At 51.7% G+C, this 22208-nt stretch carries 17 protein-coding genes; 7 read left to right on the forward strand and 10 right to left on the reverse strand.

Features of this window, described 5'->3' with window-relative positions; all coding sequences use genetic code 11:
• Positions 1-15: 15 nt before the first annotated feature.
• The 4 genes from NF212_RS12840 to fabB all read right to left on the reverse strand — a co-directional run bounded on the left by NF212_RS12840 (position 16) and on the right by fabB (position 8225).
• Positions 16-4080, reverse strand: coding sequence for a FimV/HubP family polar landmark protein (locus tag NF212_RS12840; RefSeq protein WP_434356212.1), 4065 nt, complete (start codon positions 4078-4080; stop codon positions 16-18).
• A 347-nt stretch (positions 4081-4427) separates the two neighbouring features.
• The gene (locus NF212_RS12845) at positions 4428-5441 is read right to left on the reverse strand and encodes an aspartate-semialdehyde dehydrogenase (RefSeq protein ID WP_434356214.1); all 1014 of its coding nucleotides are present in this window, start codon (positions 5439-5441) and stop codon (positions 4428-4430) included.
• A complete protein-coding gene (locus tag NF212_RS12850) occupies positions 5438-6622 on the reverse strand; it encodes a 4-phosphoerythronate dehydrogenase (RefSeq protein WP_434356216.1) in 1185 nt (394 codons plus the stop codon). The genes NF212_RS12845 and NF212_RS12850 overlap by 4 nt, the downstream gene beginning before the upstream one ends.
• Before the next feature lie 388 nt (positions 6623-7010).
• A complete protein-coding gene (fabB, locus tag NF212_RS12855; protein ID WP_054672096.1) occupies positions 7011-8225 on the reverse strand; it encodes a beta-ketoacyl-ACP synthase I in 1215 nt (404 codons plus the stop codon).
• 431 nt (positions 8226-8656) lie between these two features.
• Between fabB and mnmC the strand changes: the two genes are divergently transcribed.
• The 4 genes from mnmC to NF212_RS12875 all read left to right on the forward strand — a co-directional run bounded on the left by mnmC (position 8657) and on the right by NF212_RS12875 (position 12542).
• The gene (gene mnmC, locus NF212_RS12860) at positions 8657-10663 is read left to right on the forward strand and encodes a bifunctional tRNA (5-methylaminomethyl-2-thiouridine)(34)-methyltransferase MnmD/FAD-dependent 5-carboxymethylaminomethyl-2-thiouridine(34) oxidoreductase MnmC (protein ID WP_434356219.1); all 2007 of its coding nucleotides are present in this window, start codon (positions 8657-8659) and stop codon (positions 10661-10663) included.
• A gap of 50 nt (positions 10664-10713) precedes the next feature.
• Positions 10714-11232, forward strand: a complete 519-nt coding sequence (locus NF212_RS12865) for an elongation factor P hydroxylase (protein WP_434356221.1) — start codon at positions 10714-10716, stop codon at positions 11230-11232.
• Positions 11233-11259: 27 nt separating this feature from the next.
• Positions 11260-11523, forward strand: a complete 264-nt coding sequence (locus tag NF212_RS12870; protein WP_434356223.1) for a YfcL family protein — start codon at positions 11260-11262, stop codon at positions 11521-11523.
• A 392-nt stretch (positions 11524-11915) separates the two neighbouring features.
• Positions 11916-12542, forward strand: a complete 627-nt coding sequence (locus NF212_RS12875; RefSeq protein WP_434356225.1) for a trimeric intracellular cation channel family protein — start codon at positions 11916-11918, stop codon at positions 12540-12542.
• Between the two features lie 126 nt (positions 12543-12668).
• Here NF212_RS12875 and aroC read toward each other — a convergent pair whose 3' ends face one another.
• Positions 12669-13736 (reverse strand): chorismate synthase, encoded by a 1068-nt coding sequence (gene aroC / locus NF212_RS12880; RefSeq protein WP_434356227.1) that lies wholly within the window; start codon positions 13734-13736, stop codon positions 12669-12671.
• A gap of 59 nt (positions 13737-13795) precedes the next feature.
• On the opposite strand from aroC, the gene NF212_RS12885 reads away from it, so the two are divergent.
• A complete protein-coding gene (locus NF212_RS12885; protein ID WP_434356229.1) occupies positions 13796-14023 on the forward strand; it encodes a hypothetical protein in 228 nt (75 codons plus the stop codon).
• 78 nt (positions 14024-14101) lie between these two features.
• On the opposite strand, the gene smrB is transcribed toward NF212_RS12885, so the two are convergent.
• A complete protein-coding gene (smrB, locus tag NF212_RS12890) occupies positions 14102-14632 on the reverse strand; it encodes an endonuclease SmrB (protein ID WP_054672100.1) in 531 nt (176 codons plus the stop codon).
• Between the two features lie 94 nt (positions 14633-14726).
• On the opposite strand from smrB, the gene prmB reads away from it, so the two are divergent.
• A complete protein-coding gene (gene prmB, locus NF212_RS12895) occupies positions 14727-15659 on the forward strand; it encodes a 50S ribosomal protein L3 N(5)-glutamine methyltransferase (RefSeq protein WP_434356231.1) in 933 nt (310 codons plus the stop codon).
• 69 nt (positions 15660-15728) lie between these two features.
• Here prmB and NF212_RS12900 read toward each other — a convergent pair whose 3' ends face one another.
• Positions 15729-16103 (reverse strand): hypothetical protein, encoded by a 375-nt coding sequence (locus NF212_RS12900; RefSeq protein ID WP_434356233.1) that lies wholly within the window; start codon positions 16101-16103, stop codon positions 15729-15731.
• A 92-nt stretch (positions 16104-16195) separates the two neighbouring features.
• Positions 16196-16669, reverse strand: coding sequence for a phosphohistidine phosphatase SixA (gene sixA, locus NF212_RS12905; protein ID WP_434356235.1), 474 nt, complete (start codon positions 16667-16669; stop codon positions 16196-16198).
• 195 nt (positions 16670-16864) lie between these two features.
• Between sixA and NF212_RS12910 the strand changes: the two genes are divergently transcribed.
• Positions 16865-19630 carry an insulinase family protein gene (locus NF212_RS12910; RefSeq protein WP_434360882.1) on the forward strand — a complete coding sequence of 922 codons (2766 nt, stop codon included), beginning with the start codon at positions 16865-16867 and terminating at the stop codon, positions 19628-19630.
• A gap of 80 nt (positions 19631-19710) precedes the next feature.
• Here the strand turns inward: NF212_RS12910 and NF212_RS12915 are convergent, their stop codons facing one another.
• Both NF212_RS12915 and NF212_RS12920 read right to left on the reverse strand, forming a co-directional pair.
• Complete coding sequence (locus NF212_RS12915; protein ID WP_434356237.1) at positions 19711-21615, reverse strand: Lnb N-terminal periplasmic domain-containing protein; 1905 nt, start codon at positions 21613-21615, stop codon at positions 19711-19713.
• A gap of 68 nt (positions 21616-21683) precedes the next feature.
• Positions 21684-22172: a DUF3015 domain-containing protein gene (locus NF212_RS12920; RefSeq protein ID WP_434356239.1), complete on the reverse strand. Its 489-nt coding sequence runs from the start codon at positions 22170-22172 to the stop codon at positions 21684-21686.
• Between the last annotated feature and the right edge of the window lie 36 nt (positions 22173-22208).

Genomic DNA, 22208 nt, shown 5'->3' on the forward strand with positions numbered 1-22208 from the left:
ACTTCCAAAAATCTCTTATTTCAACTGCGCTAAAAGCGCTCCAGCTTCCTGCTTCATCTCTGCACTTCCATGCTGGGCGACATTTTCAAGCAACTTGATCGCACCGTCGATATCGTTCATTTCGATGTAGGCTTTTGCCAAATCAAGCTGATGGGCAATTTCACCACCGCTGTCGACATCCATCGCATTTACGTCTGACATCAGATCCGGGAACTCATCCAGCCCAACGTTCAGGTTCATCGGGATGGAATCAGGGTCTTCCTGCTCTGCGCCGTCTTCCCGCATCAGCTCTTCAATGCTGAGATAGCTGTCATCGTCCTGCTCTTCTTTTAGCAGTTCGCTTTCAGTTTCAATTTCTGCCGGCTCGTCATAGTCTGCAACTACGTTAAGTTCATCAGCAGACAGCTCAGGCTGTTCTGACCAGTCTTCGCTTTCAAGTTCCGGCTCAGGCGTTGACTCTGCCCAAATACCTTCTTCGTCTTCAGGTACTGAATAGTCTTCTTCATCCTCGTCTTCAGGAATTCCTGCATCAGTAGATGATTCATCCAATTCCGCCCCGGCTGAAGAGTCAGTCTCCGACTCAGCCAGGGATTTATCCCCGTCCGGTTCATGTTCTGCTTGCGAAGCAGCTTCTACAGGGGGCTCATCCGCCTGGAGCAAATCAGGGTCATTTAGCAACGCATCCATATCCAGGCCGCCAACCTGGTACTTGTCGTCGTCAGCGTCAAATACCGGCATTGAATCTTCGGACTGGGGCTTTTCAGGCTCAACGCCGCGGCTCTCGTTGTAGTAACTTTCGAGCTCGCGTTGCTCTTCAAGCGACGCTGCCAGCGCATCGTCTTCATCGAATTCACCCAGTTCATCCTCTGAAAATGTTTCAAACCGGGCATTTTCTTCAGTTTCTGCAGGTTCTGCCGCGAATTCCGGTTCAACCTCACTTGCAGATGCTGAGTCATCGACAGCTTCACCCGAAAGTTCGTCCAGGTCAGCTTCAATCTCCGGTTGGGTAATGGCTTTTTCAGAACCATCGCCAGCAAGCTCATCCGGATCAGGAACTTCAGCCAGCAACTCTTCCAGCGAGATATCATCGAAGTCATCCAGCCCTTCAGAGGCTTCTTCAATTTCTGGTGTGTCTTCAGCTATGGCATCTGCCAATGCTGCTGCCTCGTCATACTCAGGCAGGCTGTCGAGATCGATGGGCTCATCGTCTTCCTGAGTTTGAACCGGCTCTTCTTCTGCCACCGGTTCAGCTGTTTCAGGTTCATCCGTTTCGCCCGAAGCCAGCTCGTCAGCAGGTTCTTCTGTTTCCTCTGCCGGGAGTTTTTCTTCACCAGAGAGCATCTCTGGCTCTGGCTCTGGCTCTGGCTCTGGCTCTGGCTCTGGCTCTGGCTCTGGCTCTGGCTCTGGCTCTGGCTCTGGCTCTGGCTCTGGCTCTGGCTCTGGCTCTGGCTCTGGCTCTGGCTCTGGCTCTGGCTCTGGCTCTGGCTCTGGCTCTGGCTCTGGCTCTGGCTCTGGCTCTGGCTCTGGCTCTGGCTCTGGCTCTGGCTCTGCAGAAATATCAGAGAGTTCTGCCTCAAGGGAATCAAGATCTAAATCAGCATTTTCAGCCGAAGACGAATCCTCTAATTCGTCCATTTCATTGAGAAGTGAATCAATATCTACTTCTTCAACGTCAGAATGACCTTCAATTGATTCTTCTGTCTCCGGTATTTGCTCCGTTTGCGGTGACTGCTCATCCGGGATAGACGCGTCAGTTGCCGGTTCTGCCGCTTCCAGCGCATTGAGGGCTTCTTCAACTGTCATGCCTTTTTCTAATTCAGGCAGTGGTGCTTCGTCTTCGTCGATACCAACATCAAAGCCGTCATCTGCTTCAAAGTCTTCATCTGCAAGGGCAGCAGGGAAATCTTCTTCTTCCGTTGTTGACTCAAGCATGCGCTCAAGCTCTGCCAGCTCATCGTCTGTTTCCTCCTCAACCGTATCATCCATATTCAGGATGTCGTTGAGCAGGTCTTCGTCAGAGTCTTCCTCAAGGAGGTCATCAAGTAAGTCGGTGCTGTCGTCGGAAACCGACTCTCCCTCATCAACGTCAGTGACCTCTTCTTGATCCAGCAGGTCATCAAGCAGGTCTGTACTGTTGTCATCCAGGCTTTCCGAAATGCCATCCTCACCGTCTGGAGTAAGCAAATCTTCATCAGGCTGGTTCAAAACCTCGTCGAGAAGTGCGTCGTCTGCCAGTGGTTCAAAAGCATCGTCTTCATCGCCGGATTCTTCGAGCATGCTTTCCAACTCAGCCAATGCGGCATCAGAATCATCTTCGCCTTCGTCATCGTCAGAAAGGTCGATTTCCTCTGAAAAATCCACCTCATCTTCAATCGGCGGCTTTTCACTAAATGGTGCAGCTTCCGGCTCTTCATCTTCCGGTGCTGAATCTGAACCGCCAAACAGCGAGTCAATCATATCCTGGTCGAGGTCCGAAGGCAGATCATCAGGCTCTGGGGACAGGTCTATTTCCGGCTCTGGTTCCAGCTCGGGCATTGGCTCCGGCTCTGCAGCCGGAGTTTCAGGTTCATCAAGGGCACCGCTCATCAGGGCATCAATATCGTCCTGATCGCTTCCATCAGCCAATGATTGCTCCCACATGGCAGCAAGTTCTTCATCCGGGCTCAGCGGTGCAGCCTCTTCTGGCTCCGGTTCCTGCTCCAATCCGGAGTCCAGCTCATTGATGGCTCGTTCCATATCATCAATGCCCAGGGCTTCTGAGCCACTTGCACTGACATCAAGATCCTGGGAATCATCGTCGATGACTCCGGCATCATCCATCAGACCGTCGTCATCAAACAGTTCGTCATCGGCACCGCTATCATCAAACAGCATGTCATCCAGGCTTTCCGCACCATCCGGCTCGTCCTCAGACAACTCAAGTTCATCATCAAGGCCAAGGGACGGTTCATCATCCAGCCCCAAGTCCGGTTCATCCAAATCTGGGCCATCTTCAGGGACAGGTGGCGGTGTCTTGGATTCCAGCTCAGGTGTCTCTTCCTCATTTTTCTTTCGGCGCATCAAAAACAGTGCAACAAGACCTGCTATCAAGCCAGCAGGTAACAGTGCCAGCATGGCCAGCATCAGAGGCGAGCTTGCAATGTCGTCAAGCATTGAAGGTGGCTTGGTCTCCTGTGCCACTTTCATCTGACGTTGCTGTGCCAGGAACTTTTTAATTTCGTCCTGCAGCTCTTCATCACCGGACATTTGATCTTTCAGCGAAGACAGCTCGTGTTGCAACTCAGAAAGGCGAATTTTCAGAATGTGGTTGCTTTCGACAAGCTGGCCGATTTGCATGTCTGACGCATCAAGCTGAGCCTTGAGCTCTTCAGCTGACTTGTCACTGACGCCAGTAGAAGGGGGCTGCGGCTTACCACCCATTTCAGGCTTTGCATCTGCTGCTGTCTGCGCTGTTTCAGCCGTTGTCTTTGGCGCTGGTATTGGTACCGGTGCTGCAGGTTTCTCTGGCTGAACCGGTTTGGCTGCAGGCTCAGCAGTTTGCTGGGGCTGACCGGCTGTTTGCTGCGGCTGATTGAAAGGTGCGCGGCGTTTGTCTGATTCCAGGCGGGAAGCAATCTGCGCAGAATTTTCACGGCGAACCTGTTCAACCGTTGGCAGCAACAGGGTTGAGCCAGGGAGCAGGCCATGGATATTGTTGTCTTCAAATGCGCCAGGGTTTAAACGGAAAATGGCGCCAAGGGTTTGGTAAACCGTTGCGCCATTTGGCTGGAAACGTGTGGCGATTGACCAGAGAGTTTCCTCATTGCCCGTTGGCCCATAGAGTCTGTCGAGCCTCTGCTCAACCTGAGGAAGCCTGGTCTGGTTAAACCTTTCGGTAATTGACTGTTCACGAGGCAGAGTTTCAGTTGCAGGTGGCTGGGCTGTTTCGCCGTTAGGACCGACGATAGAAACCGCATTTGCAGGATACATTAGGAAAAGCGAACTGGCAGTTGCCAGCGCCAAAGGAAGTTTCCGTACCGTTTTAATTATCAACGTACGTTTACTGGAACTGGTCGCTTCGGTCATCAATTTTGTTGTCATGAAATCAGATGTCTCTTCGGGCTCGGACACGGGCCGCTTCCCCTGTGAAGTTGATAACTTATCCCTGTTTTTTTGGCTTCAGCCTCCTGCCCCGGACATGCAGAAATCATCTGAAAAGGTCGAAGTCAAAAAAACACGGCATTGATAAAGTCTGAATATTTTAATGCCTTGCACGCTGCCACTGAAACAGCCGCCAAGGCTGCAACAGTCTGAAAAATCAAACCTAGTGCTAACTATATCGGAAGAATAGGGAAAACCTTAAGAGAGATGTCGCAATTCTGTGCCATCGGCTCAGGTTCACTCCCGGTTGCACCCGGGAGTGATGGACCTGAGTCCAGAAATGCAGATTAGAGGTAATCGCGAACCAGCAGTTCTGCAATCTGTACTGCGTTGGTTGCAGCACCTTTACGCACATTGTCAGCAACCACCCACATGTTCAGTCCGTTTGGATGACTGATATCGTTGCGGATTCGGCCGACCATAACGGCGTCCTGACCGGCTGCTTCTTTGGTTTGCGTTGGGTAGTCTTCGCCTTCAAAGAGTTTTACGCCTTCAGCCTTGCTCAGAAGAGCCATTGCGTAGTCAGCATCAATTGGCTGGGTGCATTCAACGTGGACCGCTTCAGCATGGCCGTAAAACACCGGAACACGAACGCAGGTCGGATTCACACCAATCGAAGCGTCAGCGAAGATTTTCTGGGTTTCCCAGACCATTTTCATCTCTTCTTTGGTGTAGCCGTTTTCCATAAATGCATCGATGTGTGGCAGGCAGTTAAACGCGATCTGCTTTTTGTAGAGGCTCGGTTCCGCATCCTGACTGTTCAGAAGGCGGACAGTCTGGCCTGCGAGCTCATCAATGCCCTTTTTGCCAGAGCCTGATACAGACTGGTAGGTTGATACATTGATACGCTCAATACCCACAGCATCGTAAATAGGCTTCAGTGCCACCAACATCTGAATTGTGGAACAGTTTGGGTTAGCAATAATGTTGCGGTCGCGATAGTCAGCAATCGCTTCAGGGTTCACTTCTGGAACAACCAGTGGTACATCCGGGTCATAGCGGAAGCATGACGTGTTGTCGATAACAACAACCCCATAATCAGCGGCAACCGGTGCCCATTCCTGTGATGCAGCTGCACCGGCAGAGAAAAGCGCAACCTGAACCTGAGACCAGTCAAATGATTCCACATTCTGGACCATGATCGACTTGCCTTTAAAGCGTATCTTTTCACCTGCACTGCGTTCACTCGCCAGCAGGTAAAGATTGCGGACCGGGAAGTTACGTTCTTCCAGAACCTCAAGAATGGTACGGCCCACAGCGCCGGTCGCACCCAATACGGCAATATCGAACTCTTGTGTCATGCCTGTTCCCCTGATTGGATATCTTGTTTAGCGGATTGCCCCACCTGGACGGCAAAGCCCAAGCGAGCAAGGGACTCTACCCCAAACTCCGGCTGTCCCGCTACTGTTATTGCACCGTACTCACGCCTGTCCCAGTAGTTCTTGCGTAACTGGTCAAAAGTGAGCCGTTGCGAGGCTGATGTCATCATAGTACGCCTGAACTGGGCGTCATCCCGGCGAATGTCGTAAACCAGCTGGATCAGGGAAAACAAATCTGCTTCCTGCCATTTTTGGCTCAGCCGCACTTCTGGAATGGATGCGCAGGGAAGGAGTGAAGCTGCATCCGCTCGGTTTTCAACACCAAGAAACTCACAGAATGCATTGAAGACCATGGTGGTTCCCCGCGCCTTCCCTTCCAGTCCGTACCCGGCTATATGTGGGGTTGCGAAAGCCACCAGCGGCAACAACTCCAGGTCAACATGGGGTTCGTGCTCAAATACATCCAGCACCGCCGTTAGACCATGACCGTCTTCCTGCAAACGTTCTTTAAGTGCCTGGTTATCAAGAACCGGGCCACGGGCAGCATTGATCAAGATCGCATTTCCTTTCATCACCGCCAGTGCTTCTGCATTAATCAGGTGGTGTGTAGGGTGCTCTCCATCATAGGTCAACGGAGTGTGCAGGGTAATCACGTCACATTGGGTCAGCAGTGTATGCAGATCATGGAATTCTCTCTGGTCTCCGGCCTGTTGCTTAAGGGGATCACACAGCATGTAGGGGATAGATAGGGCATCAAGGCACTTCGCCAGGTATGTACCCACATTACCGGCACCGACGATACCCACTTTTCGCGAAAATACAGAAAAACCCTGTTGCTGACCCAGCACCATCAAAGCACTCAGGACATACTCGGCAACACCAATCTTGTTGCAGCCGGGAGCCGCTGTAAAATGGATGCCACGTTCAGCCATGGCATTTTGATCGACATGGTCAGTACCGGCAGTAGCCGACCCGACAAACTTCAGTTTGTCAGCCTTTTCCAGGAGTCCATGATTTACCTTGGTAACGGAACGGATCATCAGGGCATCAATGCCTTCCAGATCGTCAGCAGTCAGGTTGCGCCCCGGCTTGAGTATGACTTCACCCAGTTGGCTGAACAACTCCGCCGCATACGGCATGTTTTCATCAATCAGAATACGCATGACTTTGTCCCACGGTTTTTGAGGCAGTTTGCGTCAGGAGTAAAGGGGAATCAAGTTTATACTCTTTCGCTATATACAGTTGCCCCATATATATACCCAAACCACCTCAAGGTGCAGTTTTCAGCGAGAGTTGATTGGCTGTCAGTCAAGGCGCTGTTTTGACGATCTAGTGGCTCTAAATCAAAAAACAGCGACGCAGAATGAGAGCCAATCAGGTTATTCAGTTTTAGCCCACAAAAAAGCCCGGCATCTAGCCGGGCAAATATCCAGGACCTGAAAAACCTGCTTCCGCTCTCAAAGAAGCAGGTTGGTGTTGTGTGCGCTCCTTGCCTAACGCGGAGATAGTATCTGGAACGCCTTCCCTGGAATCGGTTTGTTGTGGTGGTTATCAGCCTTCGTACTTTCGGATAACGAGGGTTGCGTTTGTACCACCAAATCCAAAGCTGTTGGACATTACGGTCTTAAGTTCTGCGTCACGCTTCTCTGTGACGATATCCAGACCTTCTGCTGCTTCATCCAGGTTTTCAATGTTGATGCTTGGTGCGACAAAACCGTGCTCCAGCATCAGTGTTGAGTAGATGGCTTCCTGTACACCGGCAGCACCCAGTGAGTGACCGGTCATGGCCTTGGTTGCAGAAATAGCAGGGCTGTTGCCACCGAATACTTCCTGAATTGCTGACAGCTCTTTCACGTCACCAACAGGTGTTGAAGTACCGTGGGTGTTGATGTAGTCGATTGGCGCATCCAAATCCTGCATAGCCATCTTCATACAACGCACAGCACCTTCACCAGACGGAGCAACCATGTCGTAGCCGTCTGAGGTTGCGCCGTAGCCTACGATTTCACCGTAGATTTTCGCACCCCGAGCCAGTGCGTGCTCCAGTTCTTCGACCACGACCATGCCGCCGCCACCGGAAATAACGAAGCCGTCACGGGCTGAATCGTATGTACGGGAAGCCTTGCTTGGGTCGTCGTTGTACTTGGTAGACAGTGCGCCCATTGCGTCGAACATCATTGCCAGGCTCCAGTCGAGCTCTTCACCGCCACCGGCGAAAACGACATCCTGCTTACCAAGCTGAATCAGTTCCATAGCATGGCCGATACAGTGGGCAGAAGTTGCGCAGGCTGAGCTCATGGTGTAGTTAACACCACGAATTTTGAATGGTGTTGCCAGGCACGCTGACACAGTTGATGACATGGTACGAGGTACCATGTAAGGGCCAACACGCTTAACGCCTTTTTCGCGCAGGATGTCAGCCGCTGCAATTTGGTTTACGGAAGATGCGCCGCCTGAACCTGCCACCAGGCCAGTACGTTCGTTGGAAACCTGATCTTCAGCAAGGCCAGAGTCGGCAATAGCTTGTTCCATCGCCAGATAAGCGAAACCGGCAGCATCACCCATAAAACGCATTTTCTTGCGGTCAATATGGTCGGCAGGGTTCAGATCCAGGCTACCCCATACGTTGCTGCGCAGACCTTTTTCAGCAAATTGCTCTGAAAAAGTGATACCGGATTTGCCTTCTTTCAAAGAAGCCAGAACCTCTTTGACGTTATTACCGATGCTGGACACGATGCCCATGCCAGTAATCACAACTCGTTTCATGTTAGTTTCCTACACTCCAGTTTGCGTGAATGATACCGTTTTTAACGGGGAAAACTGGTCAGCTTTCATTAAGCACTCAGTTATATACCCAAACCACCTCAAAGTGCAGTTTTCAGCGAGAGTTGATTGGCTGTCAGTCAAGGCGCTGTTTTGACGATCTAGTGGCTCTAAATCAAGAAACAGCAACGTAGAATGAGAGCCAATCAAACTCGCCCTTCGGGAGTGTTTCAGTGCGCCCAATTCTGTGTCAAATACCTTTGAAAGGGAGCTGCCATTCCTTCAGGTATTTTCCTTGAACTGAACGCACTGAAATCACTCTGAATTACGCACCTTGAGGTGGATTGGGTATATACCTAAACCACCTCAAATTTGTCGTATTTACAGCCAAACGTTACAATTCGCGGCAGTTTTCCCAAATTACAGAGATTGTTGTGACAGACCTTCGAATCCAGCCTGCATCTATCGAATGGAATGACTCAGGAACCCCGGTTTCCAGTGCTTTCGATGATGTGTATTTCTCCAATGCCAATGGACTGGAAGAAACCCGCTATGTATTCCTCAAGCAAAACGCCCTGCCGGAACGCTGGGAAACGTTCGGAAAACGCAGGTTTGTCATTGCCGAGACCGGGTTTGGCACCGGCCTGAACTTTATGGCGGTGTGGCAAATGTTTGAAGCGTACCGCCTGCAACATCCCGATTCGGCCACTAAAGAGCTGCATTTTATCAGTTTTGAGAAGTTTCCGGTTAAACCTGCTGATCTTCAAAAGGCTCACCAAGCATGGCCGGAACTGAAAGCATATGCTGAGGCGTTACAACAGGCTTATCCCCCTGCGGTGTCGGGATGCCACAGGCTGGTGCTTGCCGGGGGCATGATCACGCTGGATCTGTGGATTGGCGATATCAAGGATTCCATGCCCCAGATAGCCTGCCCTTATGAAGGGGTTGTCGACTGCTGGTTCCTGGACGGTTTCGCACCGAGCAAAAACCCCGAAATGTGGAACCAGGACCTGTTCAACGGAATGGCCCGGCTTTCCAAAAACAGTAGTACCCTCGCAACCTTTACTGCTGCCGGGTTTGTCCGCCGCGGCTTGATGGACGCAGGTTTTACCATGGGCAAAGCCAAAGGTTTTGGCCGTAAACGAGAGCTGCTTATTGGCAAGATGGAAAACCGCCAAAGCCAATCCAACATGGCTCCCTGGTATTTACGTAAACCGGCAGAAAATACCGGTAACATCGCCATCATTGGCGGAGGCATAGCATCGGCAACAACTGCCTATGCTCTTGCCCAACGCGGCATTCGCTCCACGTTATATTGTGAAGACAAGGAAGCCGCTACTGGCGCTTCAGGTAACCGGCAAGGTGCGGTATACCCGCTGCTTAACGGCAGCCATGATGCACTCAGCCGCTTTTTTGCCCCGGCCTTTGTTTTCGCCCGTCAGTTTGTCGAACAGATAGCCCAAAAAGCGACGTTTGACCACGACTGGTGCGGAGTCACCCAGATCGCCTGGGATGAGAAGATAGCAACCAAGCTGGAAAAAATGCTCTCCGGAGGTTTCCCTGCCGAAATCCTCCGCCCCCTGTCAGAAGCAGAGACAGACGAGGCGCTGGGTTTACCAAGCGGTTTCACTGGAGTGAGCTACCCACTTGGCGGTTGGCTCTGCCCTCAGCAATTGACCCGGGCTATCCTGTCCCTGGCGGAAAATACAGGCTTGCTGGACATTAAATATCAAAGTGACGTTTCAACGCTCACCCGCCAGAGCAATGAATGGCAGCTGAGCGTTGGCGACAGCACTTTCGCCCACCCTTGCGTGGTTGTAGCAAATGGCCACAAATTCAGCGGGTTTGAGCAGACAGCCCCACTCCCAGCCTATTCCGTGCGCGGACAGGTAAGCCATATAAAAACGACGGAAACCCTGAAAAAACTCAAATCAGTCGTCTGTTTCGACGGGTACCTGACACCGGCCAACCCTGAAACGGGGACACATTGTATTGGGGCCAGCTACAGCCGTAATGATGAGTCCCTGGCTTTCCGCTTCGAGGATCAGGGGGATAATAAACAGCGCCTGCTCAACTGCATTAAGCAAGAATGGACGCAGGACGTGAATACAGACAACGAAGAAGGCCGTGTTGGTATCCGTTGTGCCAGCCGGGACCACCTGCCTTTCGCCGGTGATGTGGCGGATTTCCCGCAACTGCATGAGAGCTACAGGGATTTACACCTGAAGAAAACCGAATCCGAGAATGTCCCTGTTTACGAAGGGCTGTACTGTCTACTTGCTTTGGGCTCTCGTGGCCTGACATCTGCCCCGATTCTCGGCGAACTCATAGCCTCACAGATATGCGGCGACCCATTGCCAATGGAAAAAGACGTCCTTGATGCTCTCCATCCTGCCCGGATGTGGGTGAGAAAAGCGCTCAAGAGCGGCCTAGCCAACTGATCATTCTAATATACCCATATATGCAGGGATGCATTTTTTGAGAAAGTAACATGCACCACGACTACAAAGACCTGATCGCCGTCTTCAACCGAGAGTTTTTGGACGCTGAAAACACTGAACTCCTGCTCGGTGGAGACGAACCCATTTATCTCCCGGCTGATAACGAACACCCACACAACCGAATCATTTTTGCCCGTGGGTTCTTTGCCTCTGCCTTGCACGAGCTGGCCCACTGGTGCGTTGCCGGGCCAGAACGACGCAAACTTGAAGATTATGGTTACTGGTATGAGCCGGATGGCCGGGATGCTGCAACCCAGGCTGAATTTGAGAAGGTGGAAATCAAGCCCCAGGCACTTGAATGGATTTTATCCGCAAGTTGTGGCTTTCGCTTTAATGTAAGCTGCGATAACTTATCCGGCGTAGAACCGGACCGGGCAACCTTTACCCATAATGTCAGAAATCAGGTTTTGGCATACTTGGACAAAGGTATTCCGGCAAGGGCAAAGCAATTGTCAGATGCATTTCGCCTCCATTACGGCATTCCCGCTCTGACACCAGACTCGTTTTAACGTCAATCAGCTTATACAGGACCCAAGATGATCCATAACTATGAAGAAGCACTGCTGGAACACATTGACTCAATGGTAGAAACAGCCACCGATGACGAGCTCTTTGCCAGCGGTTACCTACGCGGACACATCTCTCTGGCCGCAGCTGATTGTGAAGTGGAAGGTATCAATGATCTGGACGTCTTCCGCCAGCGTGTTGTATCCAGCCTGAAAGAGAATGCCAACGAGCTTAGCCCAACTGATCAGGCTATTGTTGGATCGCTTTGGGAGAATCTTCAAGGTAAGGTTTGATAGCTGGAACCTCGGTTCTGGGACCTGGGTCCTGGGACCTGGGTCCTGGGTCCTGGGTCCTGGGTCCTGGGTCCTGGGTCCTGGGTCCTGGGTCCTGGGTCCTGGGTCCTGGGTTCTGGGTTCTGGGTTCTGGGTTCTGGGTTCTGGGTTCTGGGTTCTGGGTTCTGGGTTCTGGGTTCTACAGGATTTTAGTCCTACAAGCCCTTCCGTCCTAGAACCTCCCCCCGCTTTTCCTCGAACCAGCTCTTCCAAGGACCTGCTCTTCCTAGCCCCTCCCCTCCCATTAGTTATTCTCATGCAAAAACATGTTACAGATCGGTTTTTTCTGTGACTCAACTCACCTACAATAACTACCTTTCCGGACAACCCAATTCCACTTTTGAATTAACCTTATGTTACTTAGCACACTCTATATCATTGGAATTACAGCAGAAGCCATGACTGGTGCCCTCGCTGCCGGTCGTCGGCATATGGACTGGTTTGGTGTCATGCTGGTTGCCAGCGCGACTGCAATTGGCGGTGGCACAGTTCGTGACATATTACTTGGACACTACCCACTGGGATGGGTGGCACACCCCCAGTACCTGGTTATTACCTGTATTGCAGGTATCCTGACAACCTGGGTTGGCCAGTGGGTTGAACGCTACCACCGGATTTTCGTCCTGCTCGATTCTTTGGGCCTGATTGTATTCAGTATTATCGGTTGCCGGGTAGCCATTGATATGGGGCTTCCGCCGCTAATCTGCGTAGTATCGGCGGTTGTAACCGGCGTATTCGGTGGCCTGTTGCGCGATCTTGCCTGCCGTCGCCAGCCGATGGTTCTGCACAAAGAACTGTACGCTTCAATTTCGTTTATCGCCGGCTGGATGTATTGGGGAATGGTGGAGTTCGGAATCCATGACTACATCACTACACCGGTGGTTCTCGTAGCTGGATTTACTTTCCGAATGGCGGCTGTGAAGTTCGGCTGGGGATTGCCGGTCTTCCGTTTTGGGGAAAAGGAAGTGGCGGAAGGATAACGTCGTCCTCCACCTGCAAGCTATGGGAATTAAGACTTGAGTAGTGAGTGGCGAGTAGTGAGCGGTGAGACTGGATAAATGGGAGGTGAGTAACAGTAGATCAGTTACTCACCTTTATAAAACTCGTTATTGGTCTTTTCCGTTTTGCGCCCGGTTCCGGAGCAGGTGATCCATCAGGACAATGGCTACCATGGCTTCCGCAATAGGTACTGCGCGGATACCGACACAAGGGTCGTGACGCCCTTTGGTGACAACTTCAACAGGATTACCATCAACATCGATTGACTGGCCTGGGACTGTAATGGAAGATGTTGGTTTCAGCGCAATGTGCGCAACCACATCCTGCCCACTGGAAATACCGCCCAGTACACCACCGGCATGGTTGGATTTAAAACCTTCCGGTGTCATCTCATCACGGTGCTCACTGCCACGCTGGTTGACCACGTCAAAACCGTCACCAATCTCAACGCCTTTTACCGCATTGATTCCCATCAAGGCGTGGGCCAGGTCAGCATCCAGACGGTCAAATACCGGCTCACCAAGACCAACCGGGACGTTTTCCGCTACTACGCTAATCTTTGCACCGATGGAGTCACCCTCTTTCTTGAGGTCGCGTATCAGCTCATCAAAGGCTTCCACCTTGTCGGCATCCGGGCTGAAAAATGGGTTCTTTTCTACTTCATCCCAGTCGATCTTTTCAATTTTCACATTTCCCATCTGGGACATGTAACCACGAACCCGAACCCCGAATTCCTGCTCAAGGTATTTCTTGGCAATTGCACCTGCGGCAACACGCATAGCCGTTTCACGGGCTGATGAGCGGCCTCCCCCGCGGTAATCACGGATACCGTATTTCTGCTGGTATGTGTAGTCCGCATGGCCGGGACGGAATCGGTCTTTGATATTTGAGTAATCTTTAGAGCGCTGGTCGGTGTTTTCTATCAGCAGGCCAATAGATGTACCTGTGGTTTTGCCTTCAAAAACACCGGAAAGGATCTTAACTTCGTCCGGTTCACGGCGCTGTGTGGTATAGCGTGACGTACCTGGACGGCGACGGTCCAGGTCATGTTGCATATCGGCTTCAGTGAGTTCAATTCCCGGCGGGCAACCATCTACGATTGCGCCGAGTGCCAGTCCGTGGCTTTCTCCAAATGTGGTGACACGAAAAACTTGTCCAATGGTGTTACCAGCCATTACATCCTCTGTCGTTATCGTTGTGTTTGCTTTCTTTGCGTGGCTATTAATGAACCATATTGCAGCGGGGGAAGCAAAATTATTTAGGGTACTGGGTACTGGGTACTGGGTACTGGGTACTGGGTACTGGGTACTGGGTACTGGGTACTGGGTACTGGGTACTGGGTACTGGGTACTGGGTACTGGGTACTGGGTACTGGGTACTGGGTACTGGGTACTGGGTACTGGGTACTGGGTACTGGGTACTGGGTACTGGGTACTGGGTACTGCAAGAGTTTGTCGTCTAGATATATTCAGTCAAGTTCTTCGTTCTTGCTGTTCCCAGTACCTAGGGCCAGCTCTTCCCAGGCCCCTGTTCATAACATCTACTTCGGCACTTCTACCAGCACCAGCAGTGAGCCGTCCCCGCCAAATTCCAACGGCGCCTGGTGGAATGCCAGTACACTTGGGTGCTGTGCCAGCCACAGAGGGACTTTCTGTTTGAGTATATGCTTGCCGATACCGTGCATCACACAAACACACTCAATTCCTTCTTTAATTGAGGCCGCAATCAGTGCTGCAATTTCCCGTTTGGCCTCCTGCTGGCTCATTCCGTGCAGATCCAGGAACATGTCCGGAACATAGACACCCCGCCTCAGGCGTTTTACTTCATACTTGGAAACATCCGAACGGGCATAGCGGGTGGGGCCCTCTTCCTCAAGGTGGGGCTCAAACTGATCTGAGAAGTAATGCTCATGATCCCTGTTTTCACGCACTTTAGCCCGCTGCTGGGTGTTTTTAGTGATGACGCGACGGGTCGGGTTTATGGTATCCTGCTCAAGCTTTTTTACGCCTTGAACCGCCTCGCGAAACAGCGAAAAATCGTCATCATCATGTAAATCGTTTTTGTTGCTCATCGCCGCTTACTTATCTCTTGTGTGGTGGGTCGCTTAACCCATGACGCCGAACCCTGTGTATCAGGCGGTATTGTAACGTTATTTGGAGGCCAATTTGGACAAGATTTTCGTCGACGAAGTCGTCAGTGAACTGCGTACACTGCAAGATATGCTTCGTTGGACCGTCAGCCGCTTTAACGCTGCCGGCCTGTACTACGGACATGGTACCGACAATGCGTGGGATGAAGCGGTACAATTGGTGCTTCCAACTGTTTACCTCCCTATCGACGTACCGGCGGAAACCCGCCACTCACGCCTGACCAGCAGTGAGCGTCTGCGCATTGTTGAACGAGTCATGCGCCGCATCAATGAACGCGTCCCGTCAGCTTACCTGACTAACAAGGCATACTTCTGTGGCCTGGAGTTCTTTGTAGACGAACGTGTATTGGTGCCTCGCTCACCTATCGGGGAGCTGATCCAGTCTCACTTTGAACCAATGCTGCGAGGTCGTCCAGCCCGTATCATGGACCTTTGCACCGGCAGCGGTTGTATCGGTATTGCCTGTGCCTATGCCTTCCCGGATGCGGAAGTGGATGTGGTAGACATCTCGGCAGATGCTCTGGAAGTTGCTGAAATGAATATCCAGGACCATGGCCTGGAGCAGCAGGTGACTCCGCTGCGCTCTGACCTGTTCCGCGACATGCCGGAAGTGAAGTACGATCTGATTGTCTCAAACCCACCGTACGTGGACGAAGAAGACATGGACGCACTGCCTGATGAATTCCGCCACGAGCCGGAACTGGGTCTTGCTGCCGGTTCAGATGGCCTGAAGCTGGTTCGCCGCATTATTGCCAACGCACCAAACTTCCTGACAGAAGATGGCGTGTTGATCTGTGAGGTGGGTAATTCCATGATCCACATGGAAGACCAGTACCCTCACCTGCCACTGACCTGGTTGGAATTTGAAAACGGCGGTCACGGTGTCTTTATGATGACCCGTGAGCAACTGCTGGAAGTGGCTGACGAGTTCTCAATCTACAGAGATTGATTTCGTTGCCCTCAACAAAAAAGCGCCGGTTAATTCGGCGCTTTTTTGTCATATCCGGATGAAGGGGGTTCAATAAACTTCCTCGTAACGCAACAATCTGCCCACATTGATAATTTTCCCTTCTGAAAACAAGGTGACTTCACCAGACGGGCAAATTTCCATCCTGCTGCGGTTTTCACCTTCCGCATAGTAAAGTTCACAGTCATTGTTTTTATCGCTCTCAATGCGAGAAAAAATCACGATGGCGCTGCGGCTCAAAAAGTTACTGTCCCCCTCAAAGGTCAGGGTAGAACCGGTAGTGGAAATGTGCATAGGTTCAATGTCACCTGATCCCCACTTGATTGCACCGTTGGCGTTAATCTGTGCCACCCGTGGGCCCATACTCATGGTACAGCCTGCCAACAGCGTAGCCATTAATGCGGTAAGAAATAACTTGGTTTTCATTGAATGCGCCCCGGGCTGAAATCGTGTCTTTAAGAGTTATCGACAATTCTTTCTCAAAGTTTAGATCTAAAATACCCAAACAATAAAAAGACTTAGTGAATACCCGGCACCAGACTTTCAAGCAAAGAGGCTTTACCTGAATCCAAATCGTAATCAATTACAGCCGCTGCCCCCGTCATAAACATGGGCGGCTGGCTGCCTGGCAAAAACTCCGTGCACATATACCCCACCAGCGGAAGGTGTGACACCACCAGGATACTTTTGTAGCCATGCACTTCCACCAGTGCCCGGATGTAGTCTGCCGCCCGAGATGAATCCCCATACGGGGTAATATCCTCACAGGTCATCACTTCCCTGGCAGATGGCAACAAGGCGCGCATACTTTGCCAAGTCTGCTGGGCCCGAAGGTAAGGACTGACCAGTACCAAATCAAAGGGTTCGGTCTGCTTTACCAGCATGGATGCCATTTGCTGGGACTGGGCTTCTCCGGTAGAGGTAAGGGGGCGCTCAGCATCACTGTTTGCGTGCATGGAGGCTTCACCATGACGCATTATTGTAATTTGCATGCAATCAAAGCTCTTTTTATTCATTTTTTGGCTATGCTAACAGCGATTCATGCTAATGAGAACGTGCGCGGATCACAGGAAATCAGGTTTCGCGATAAGTGCGCAGGGGTTGAGACAGCGCGGTCGCGGTGATTGCCACCTAAGCCCGGGGCAGCCATAATGGAGTACTTTGTTAATATTTCCCAGGAAAATCACGTGCATATCAGCCCGAATGACAGTAAGACCTACCGCCAGTTCACGTTGGCAAATGCATTACGGGTACTGATAATCCACGATGAAAAAGTGCCCCGCAGTGCTGCTGCACTCTCGGTGAATGTCGGTCATTTCCATGATCCGGAAAACCGTGAGGGTATGGCGCATTTCCTGGAACACATGCTGTTTCTGGGGACAGAGAAATATCCCCGCGAAGGCCAGTTCCAGTCATTTATCAGCCAGAATGGCGGTTCGAATAACGCCTGGACCGGTACTGAGCACACAACGTATTTCTTTGATGTTCGCCCCGCTTATTTTGAAGAAGGCCTTGACCGCTTCGCCCAGTTTTTTATCGCCCCGCTGTTAGATGCAGACAGCGCAGACCGGGAGCGCAAGGCTGTTGATTCAGAATACAAACTCAAACTCCAGGATGATATCCGCCGCATCTACCAAGTGCAGAAAGAGACGGTCAACCCGGCTCACCCTTTCTCTAAATTCTCTGTGGGCAGTGCTGAGACACTCGAAGACAGGGACGGGCCGATTACCAGTGAACTCGTTACCTTTTACCGGGATAATTACAGCGCCAACCTGATGACCCTGGTGTTGCTCGGTCCACAGTCACTTGATGAATTGGAAGCCTGGGCAAAAACCTACTTTGACAGTATCGAAAATAAATCGCTGGAACCCCGTGTTCCGGATGCACCACTGGTCACCCCGGCGCAACAAGGCAAACTCATCATCATTGAACCGCGAAAAGAAGTTCGCAAGCTGACACTGAATTTCTCTTTGCCATCAATGAAGGCCTATTACAAAACCAAGCCCCTGTCTTACATTGCCCACCTGCTGGGTTACGAAGGGCCTGGCAGCCTGATGTCCCTTCTCAAGAACAAAGGGTTCATCAACACGCTGTCTGCTGGCGGGGGGATTTCCGGTAGCAACTTCCGAGAGTTTACTGTCAGCCTGAACCTGACCCCCGCTGGCCTGGATCATATCGATGATATTGTCAGTTATGTATTCCAGACTATCCGGCTTATCCGTGAAAAAGGGCTGGATGAATGGCGTTACAAGGAAAAACAGGCGGTACAGGAGATGGCATTCCACCATCAGGAAGCCTCACGACCCATTGACCTTGTCAGCCACCTGGTCATGAACCTGCACCACTACCAGCCGGATGATGTCATGTATGGCGACTATATGATGGATACCTACATCGAGCAGGATATCCGCCATATGCTGGCATTGCTGACACCGGAGAACCTTCGCCTGACATTGATTGCACAGGGCTACCAGTACCATGAGCAAGCCAAATGGTATTTCACCCCCTATACGGTCAGGGAAATTTCAGACCACCAGCGCGCTGCCTGGCACGAACCCCATATTTCCCCAGCACTTACATTGCCGGAGCCTAACCCGTTTATCAGCTACCAGCCGGTTCCGCTCACGCTGGAACGTAATACGCAGGCAAACCCTGAGTGCATTCAGGAGCTGCCGGGCTTCAGTTTGTGGTTTGGGCAAGAGACGGAATTCCGGGTGCCTAAAGGTTCCATTTATGTAGCGATAGACAGCCCCTATTCTGTGGCTTCAGTCGAAAACATCGTCAAAACCCGGGTTGCCATTGAAATGTTGCTGGAAGCCATCAATGAGTCTGCCTATCCGGCAGAAGTTGCCGGGCTGAACTACAACCTTTACGGCCACCAGGGGGGAGCCACCCTGCATCTGTCCGGTTTCAACGAGAAAATGCCGCTGCTGCTGGGAATTTTGCTGGACAGGTTCTCCAATCGCAGTTTCAAGCCGGAGCGGTTTAATATCATAAAGGCGCAACTGTTGCGGTACTGGAAAAACGCAGCCCAAGACAAGCCCATCAGCCGCCTGTTCAATGCACTTTCCGGCTTGCTGCAGCCCAACAACCCGCCATACCCGGAAATGGTTGAGGCGCTGGAAAACCTGGAAGTGTCCGACTTACCGGATTTTGTCGACAACATGCTGGAGATCCTGCATGTCGATATGTTTGTGTACGGGAACTGGCATAAAGAGCAGGCATTTGAGTTGGCTGAGTTGGTGAAAAACACCCTGCGAGTGGAAAACCAGCGTTACCAGGAGTCTGTCCGGCCTCTAGTAAGAATCAACAACGCCGGTACCCTCGCCTACCAGATGGATTGCGATCACGCCGATTCAGCCGTTCTGGTGTATTACCAGGCAGAGGAACGAGGCCCGGAGCAAATTGCACTGTATACCTTCGCCAACCAATTGATGTCCTCTACCTTTTTTGACCAACTGCGCACCAAGCAGCAGCTCGGATATATGGTCGGCAGTGCAAACCTGCCCATGAACCGGGTACCAGGGCTGATTTTTTACGTCCAGTCCCCTCACGGCGATCCTGAAATGCTCATCAAGGCCATTGATGACTTCCACAATGCATTCTCACTGGTTCTGCTGGAACTCAATGAGGAGCAATGGGCGCAAAGCAAACAGGGTCTTCTTGCCCAGATAGAAGAACCGGATTCCAACCTGCGGATGCGTACCCAGCGCTACTGGAACAGTATCGGCAACCGGGATCTCTCTTTTGACCAACGCCAGAAAGCAGCTGAAGCCCTGAAAGCCTTAACCCGTACAGACATGATTCGCTTTGTGGTCGAGCACCTGAAACCGCGGACGGCAGACCGGCTGATTATGCTGAGCCGAGGAAACAGCCACCAGGAAGAGATAAAACTGCCTCGGGGAACAACGCTGATTGAGGATATCCGGCAGTTTCAGAAAAAGCGCAGTTAGGGATATCAGCACATACCTGCGTCCCTGCATGATCAGGGACGCAATGATCTTAGGCGAAAGGCCAGGCCACTCTGCCAAGGTTAAAAATAAAAATATCCCCGTATCTCTCCATAAACATCATCCGCTTCCCATTTCCAGTAGCCGGCTTCTGTACGGACAGAGAGATTTTGTGTCACCACATGGTTCCACTGCAGGCTGGCCTGTGAGCGGGCTGCAAACGGAGAGTCCAGCATAATCATATGCTGCCCGGATAGCAGAACCCTGTCCTGGTTGGCAAACTGGTAGCTGAGACCGCTTTCTACACCCACACCAAAGCTGGCATTTCGGGAAACTGCAGAGCCTGTATCCACTTCCGAGGACGCCAGCAGGTAGCCATGAAGTTTGTCTGCACTGCCCCATGACTTACCGTAGCCACCCTGGAAGAACCAGCGGTTTTCCCAGCCATTGTCGACCGGTTGGCGGTCGGAGCCAGCCCGGACATTCCACGACCAACTGCTGAATATCCGGTTGTCCGGTGCCAGTGACATGGCATCCAGCAAATACAGTTTGTTCAGGGTGATATCACCCTCTTTGTCGATACCCAATGACATATCAAGAAAACTGATCTGGGCACCGGGTATAAAGCCCCCCGGGCGGTCCAACATGTCGTGGTAGGCTGCCCGCCAGTGGAAGGTGATCTGACTGTTTTCCTCACCTGCACCGTAGTAACCCAGACCTACCCGCATTGAACCATGTCCGGATTCAGAGGAGTCATCCGGCCGGGGAACCTGGGAAAATGGGGAGCCCACATCCAGGCGGCTTCGTGCCATCAGGAGCCCAGTCAGTTTTGGGGCAACCACATCCCGGTTCAGGCGTTCATCATAGAAACGGAAGTTGAGGGATTCATAGGCAAACTCTAGGCGTCCGGCTTTCTGTGAATCGGTTCCCGGTGGCATTTCCTGTTCAGCATCAACATTCGGGTCAGACAACGCCAGAGCGATGCCCAGCTCCACATCATCCAATTCACCCGCATAGTGATTTAACCGGGTACCAAATGCCGGGCGGTATGCCGGTGGGTTAATCAACCCTTTATTTTTCAGAACAGACACCGTATCAGACGGGATAGCATGGAGCGGGAACTCAGCGGTAAGCATCAGGTCATCACGGGCGACCTGCAACAGGGATAAAAGTTGGTATGAGCAGTTTTCATCAAGGAAATAGTAGTCAAACCGGGCGTCTTGCAGTTCCCACAGGTGGTACAGAATGGTTTCTACTTCCTCCGGGGCCAGGTTCAGCTTGTATTCCCAGATATCACGGGACTCAAGGTCGTTGTATTCACGCACCTTCCGGTAGTAGGGCATCAACGAAAATGCACTTGGGTAAGAGCCCACCAAACCTTTGATGGCATACGCGGCGGCGTTGTCTCCGGCATCCGGCTCAGCGGCAAAGTTAATGGCAAAGGCGACCAATTCCTTGTTCCGGGTTTGGTCCTTAGCATCTACGCGCAGCAGGGTATGACCAAACATGGACGAGGGGTTGTTCATAAACGCTGTCGGGAAGACCAGAGTCACCCCTTCCGGGTCAATCACAGTTTTCCACTGATCCAGCGCCGGGCAAACAGGCATGTTCCATCCGGCAGAAAGTACCCTGTTCAGCCAGCGGAAACGTGCCGGGTATTGGCAACTGACTGTGGATTCACCACTCTGCTGCTCTTTGACAAACGTTTTATATGTTATGGCCAGTTCACTTTCCGGGGACGTTTTTCCTTTCTTCGACAAAAAAAAGCGTCCACTGTCAATTTGGCTTTCCCACCCGCCAAGCTTGTCGACATAGTGGCCCAGTTTCAGCCATTCCGGTTGTTCAGATAACACTGAAAAATTGGGATTTTCCTCAGTTGCGATTGCTTCTGCGAAAAGGTTCTGGGAAAAAAGGGCGGCGGAAAGACTTAAAAATAGAGACGAGACGGCAAATCGTGGGGTTCTTTTGGCTGCTAGAGTAAACGTCATCAGGAAACCGGCAGGAAAAGGCGTAAAAAGGAAAGATCCCGTTTAACCGGGATCTTTTTCTGTCAGGATTAAGACAGAGTGTATACAGACAGCTGAGCGTCTTGGGCAACAACCGCATTCAGGTTGTCCAGCACGTCTTTTGAAGTCACGTTTTCGTCAGCGAAAATACGTGCAAAGTTGCTGCGGGCCATGTCGTTGAATGCTTGCTGGTCTTTGGCTTCTACGCCCCAAACTGCAGCCAGGGTAGACAGCGATTCGCCTTGGCCTTTTGCCATGTCGCGAGCCAGGTTATCCATATTGCCGTCAATGAACATTGCCAGTTTTTCACGGGAAGTGATCACGCCGTCAGCCTGACAGCCCAGGGTGCCAAAGGTGATACCGAAAGATTGGTTACCAGAAATGCCGTTGGTAGTTGCACCCAGGACCTTTGGTGCCAGACCTGACTTGCCTTCAAAAATCATGGTACCCAGACCACAACCGATGTCCTGGTCAGCCAATGCCTGAGCGGCTGGGAACATAACCATTGAAAGCGTTGCCGCTGCAAGGATCTTTTTCATCACAATTCCTTGTAAGTAGTGATTGAGAGATAAAGC

It is taken from the genome of Parasalinivibrio latis, from assembly GCF_036825535.1.
Taxonomy (GTDB): Bacteria; Pseudomonadota; Gammaproteobacteria; order Enterobacterales; family Vibrionaceae; genus Parasalinivibrio; species Parasalinivibrio latis.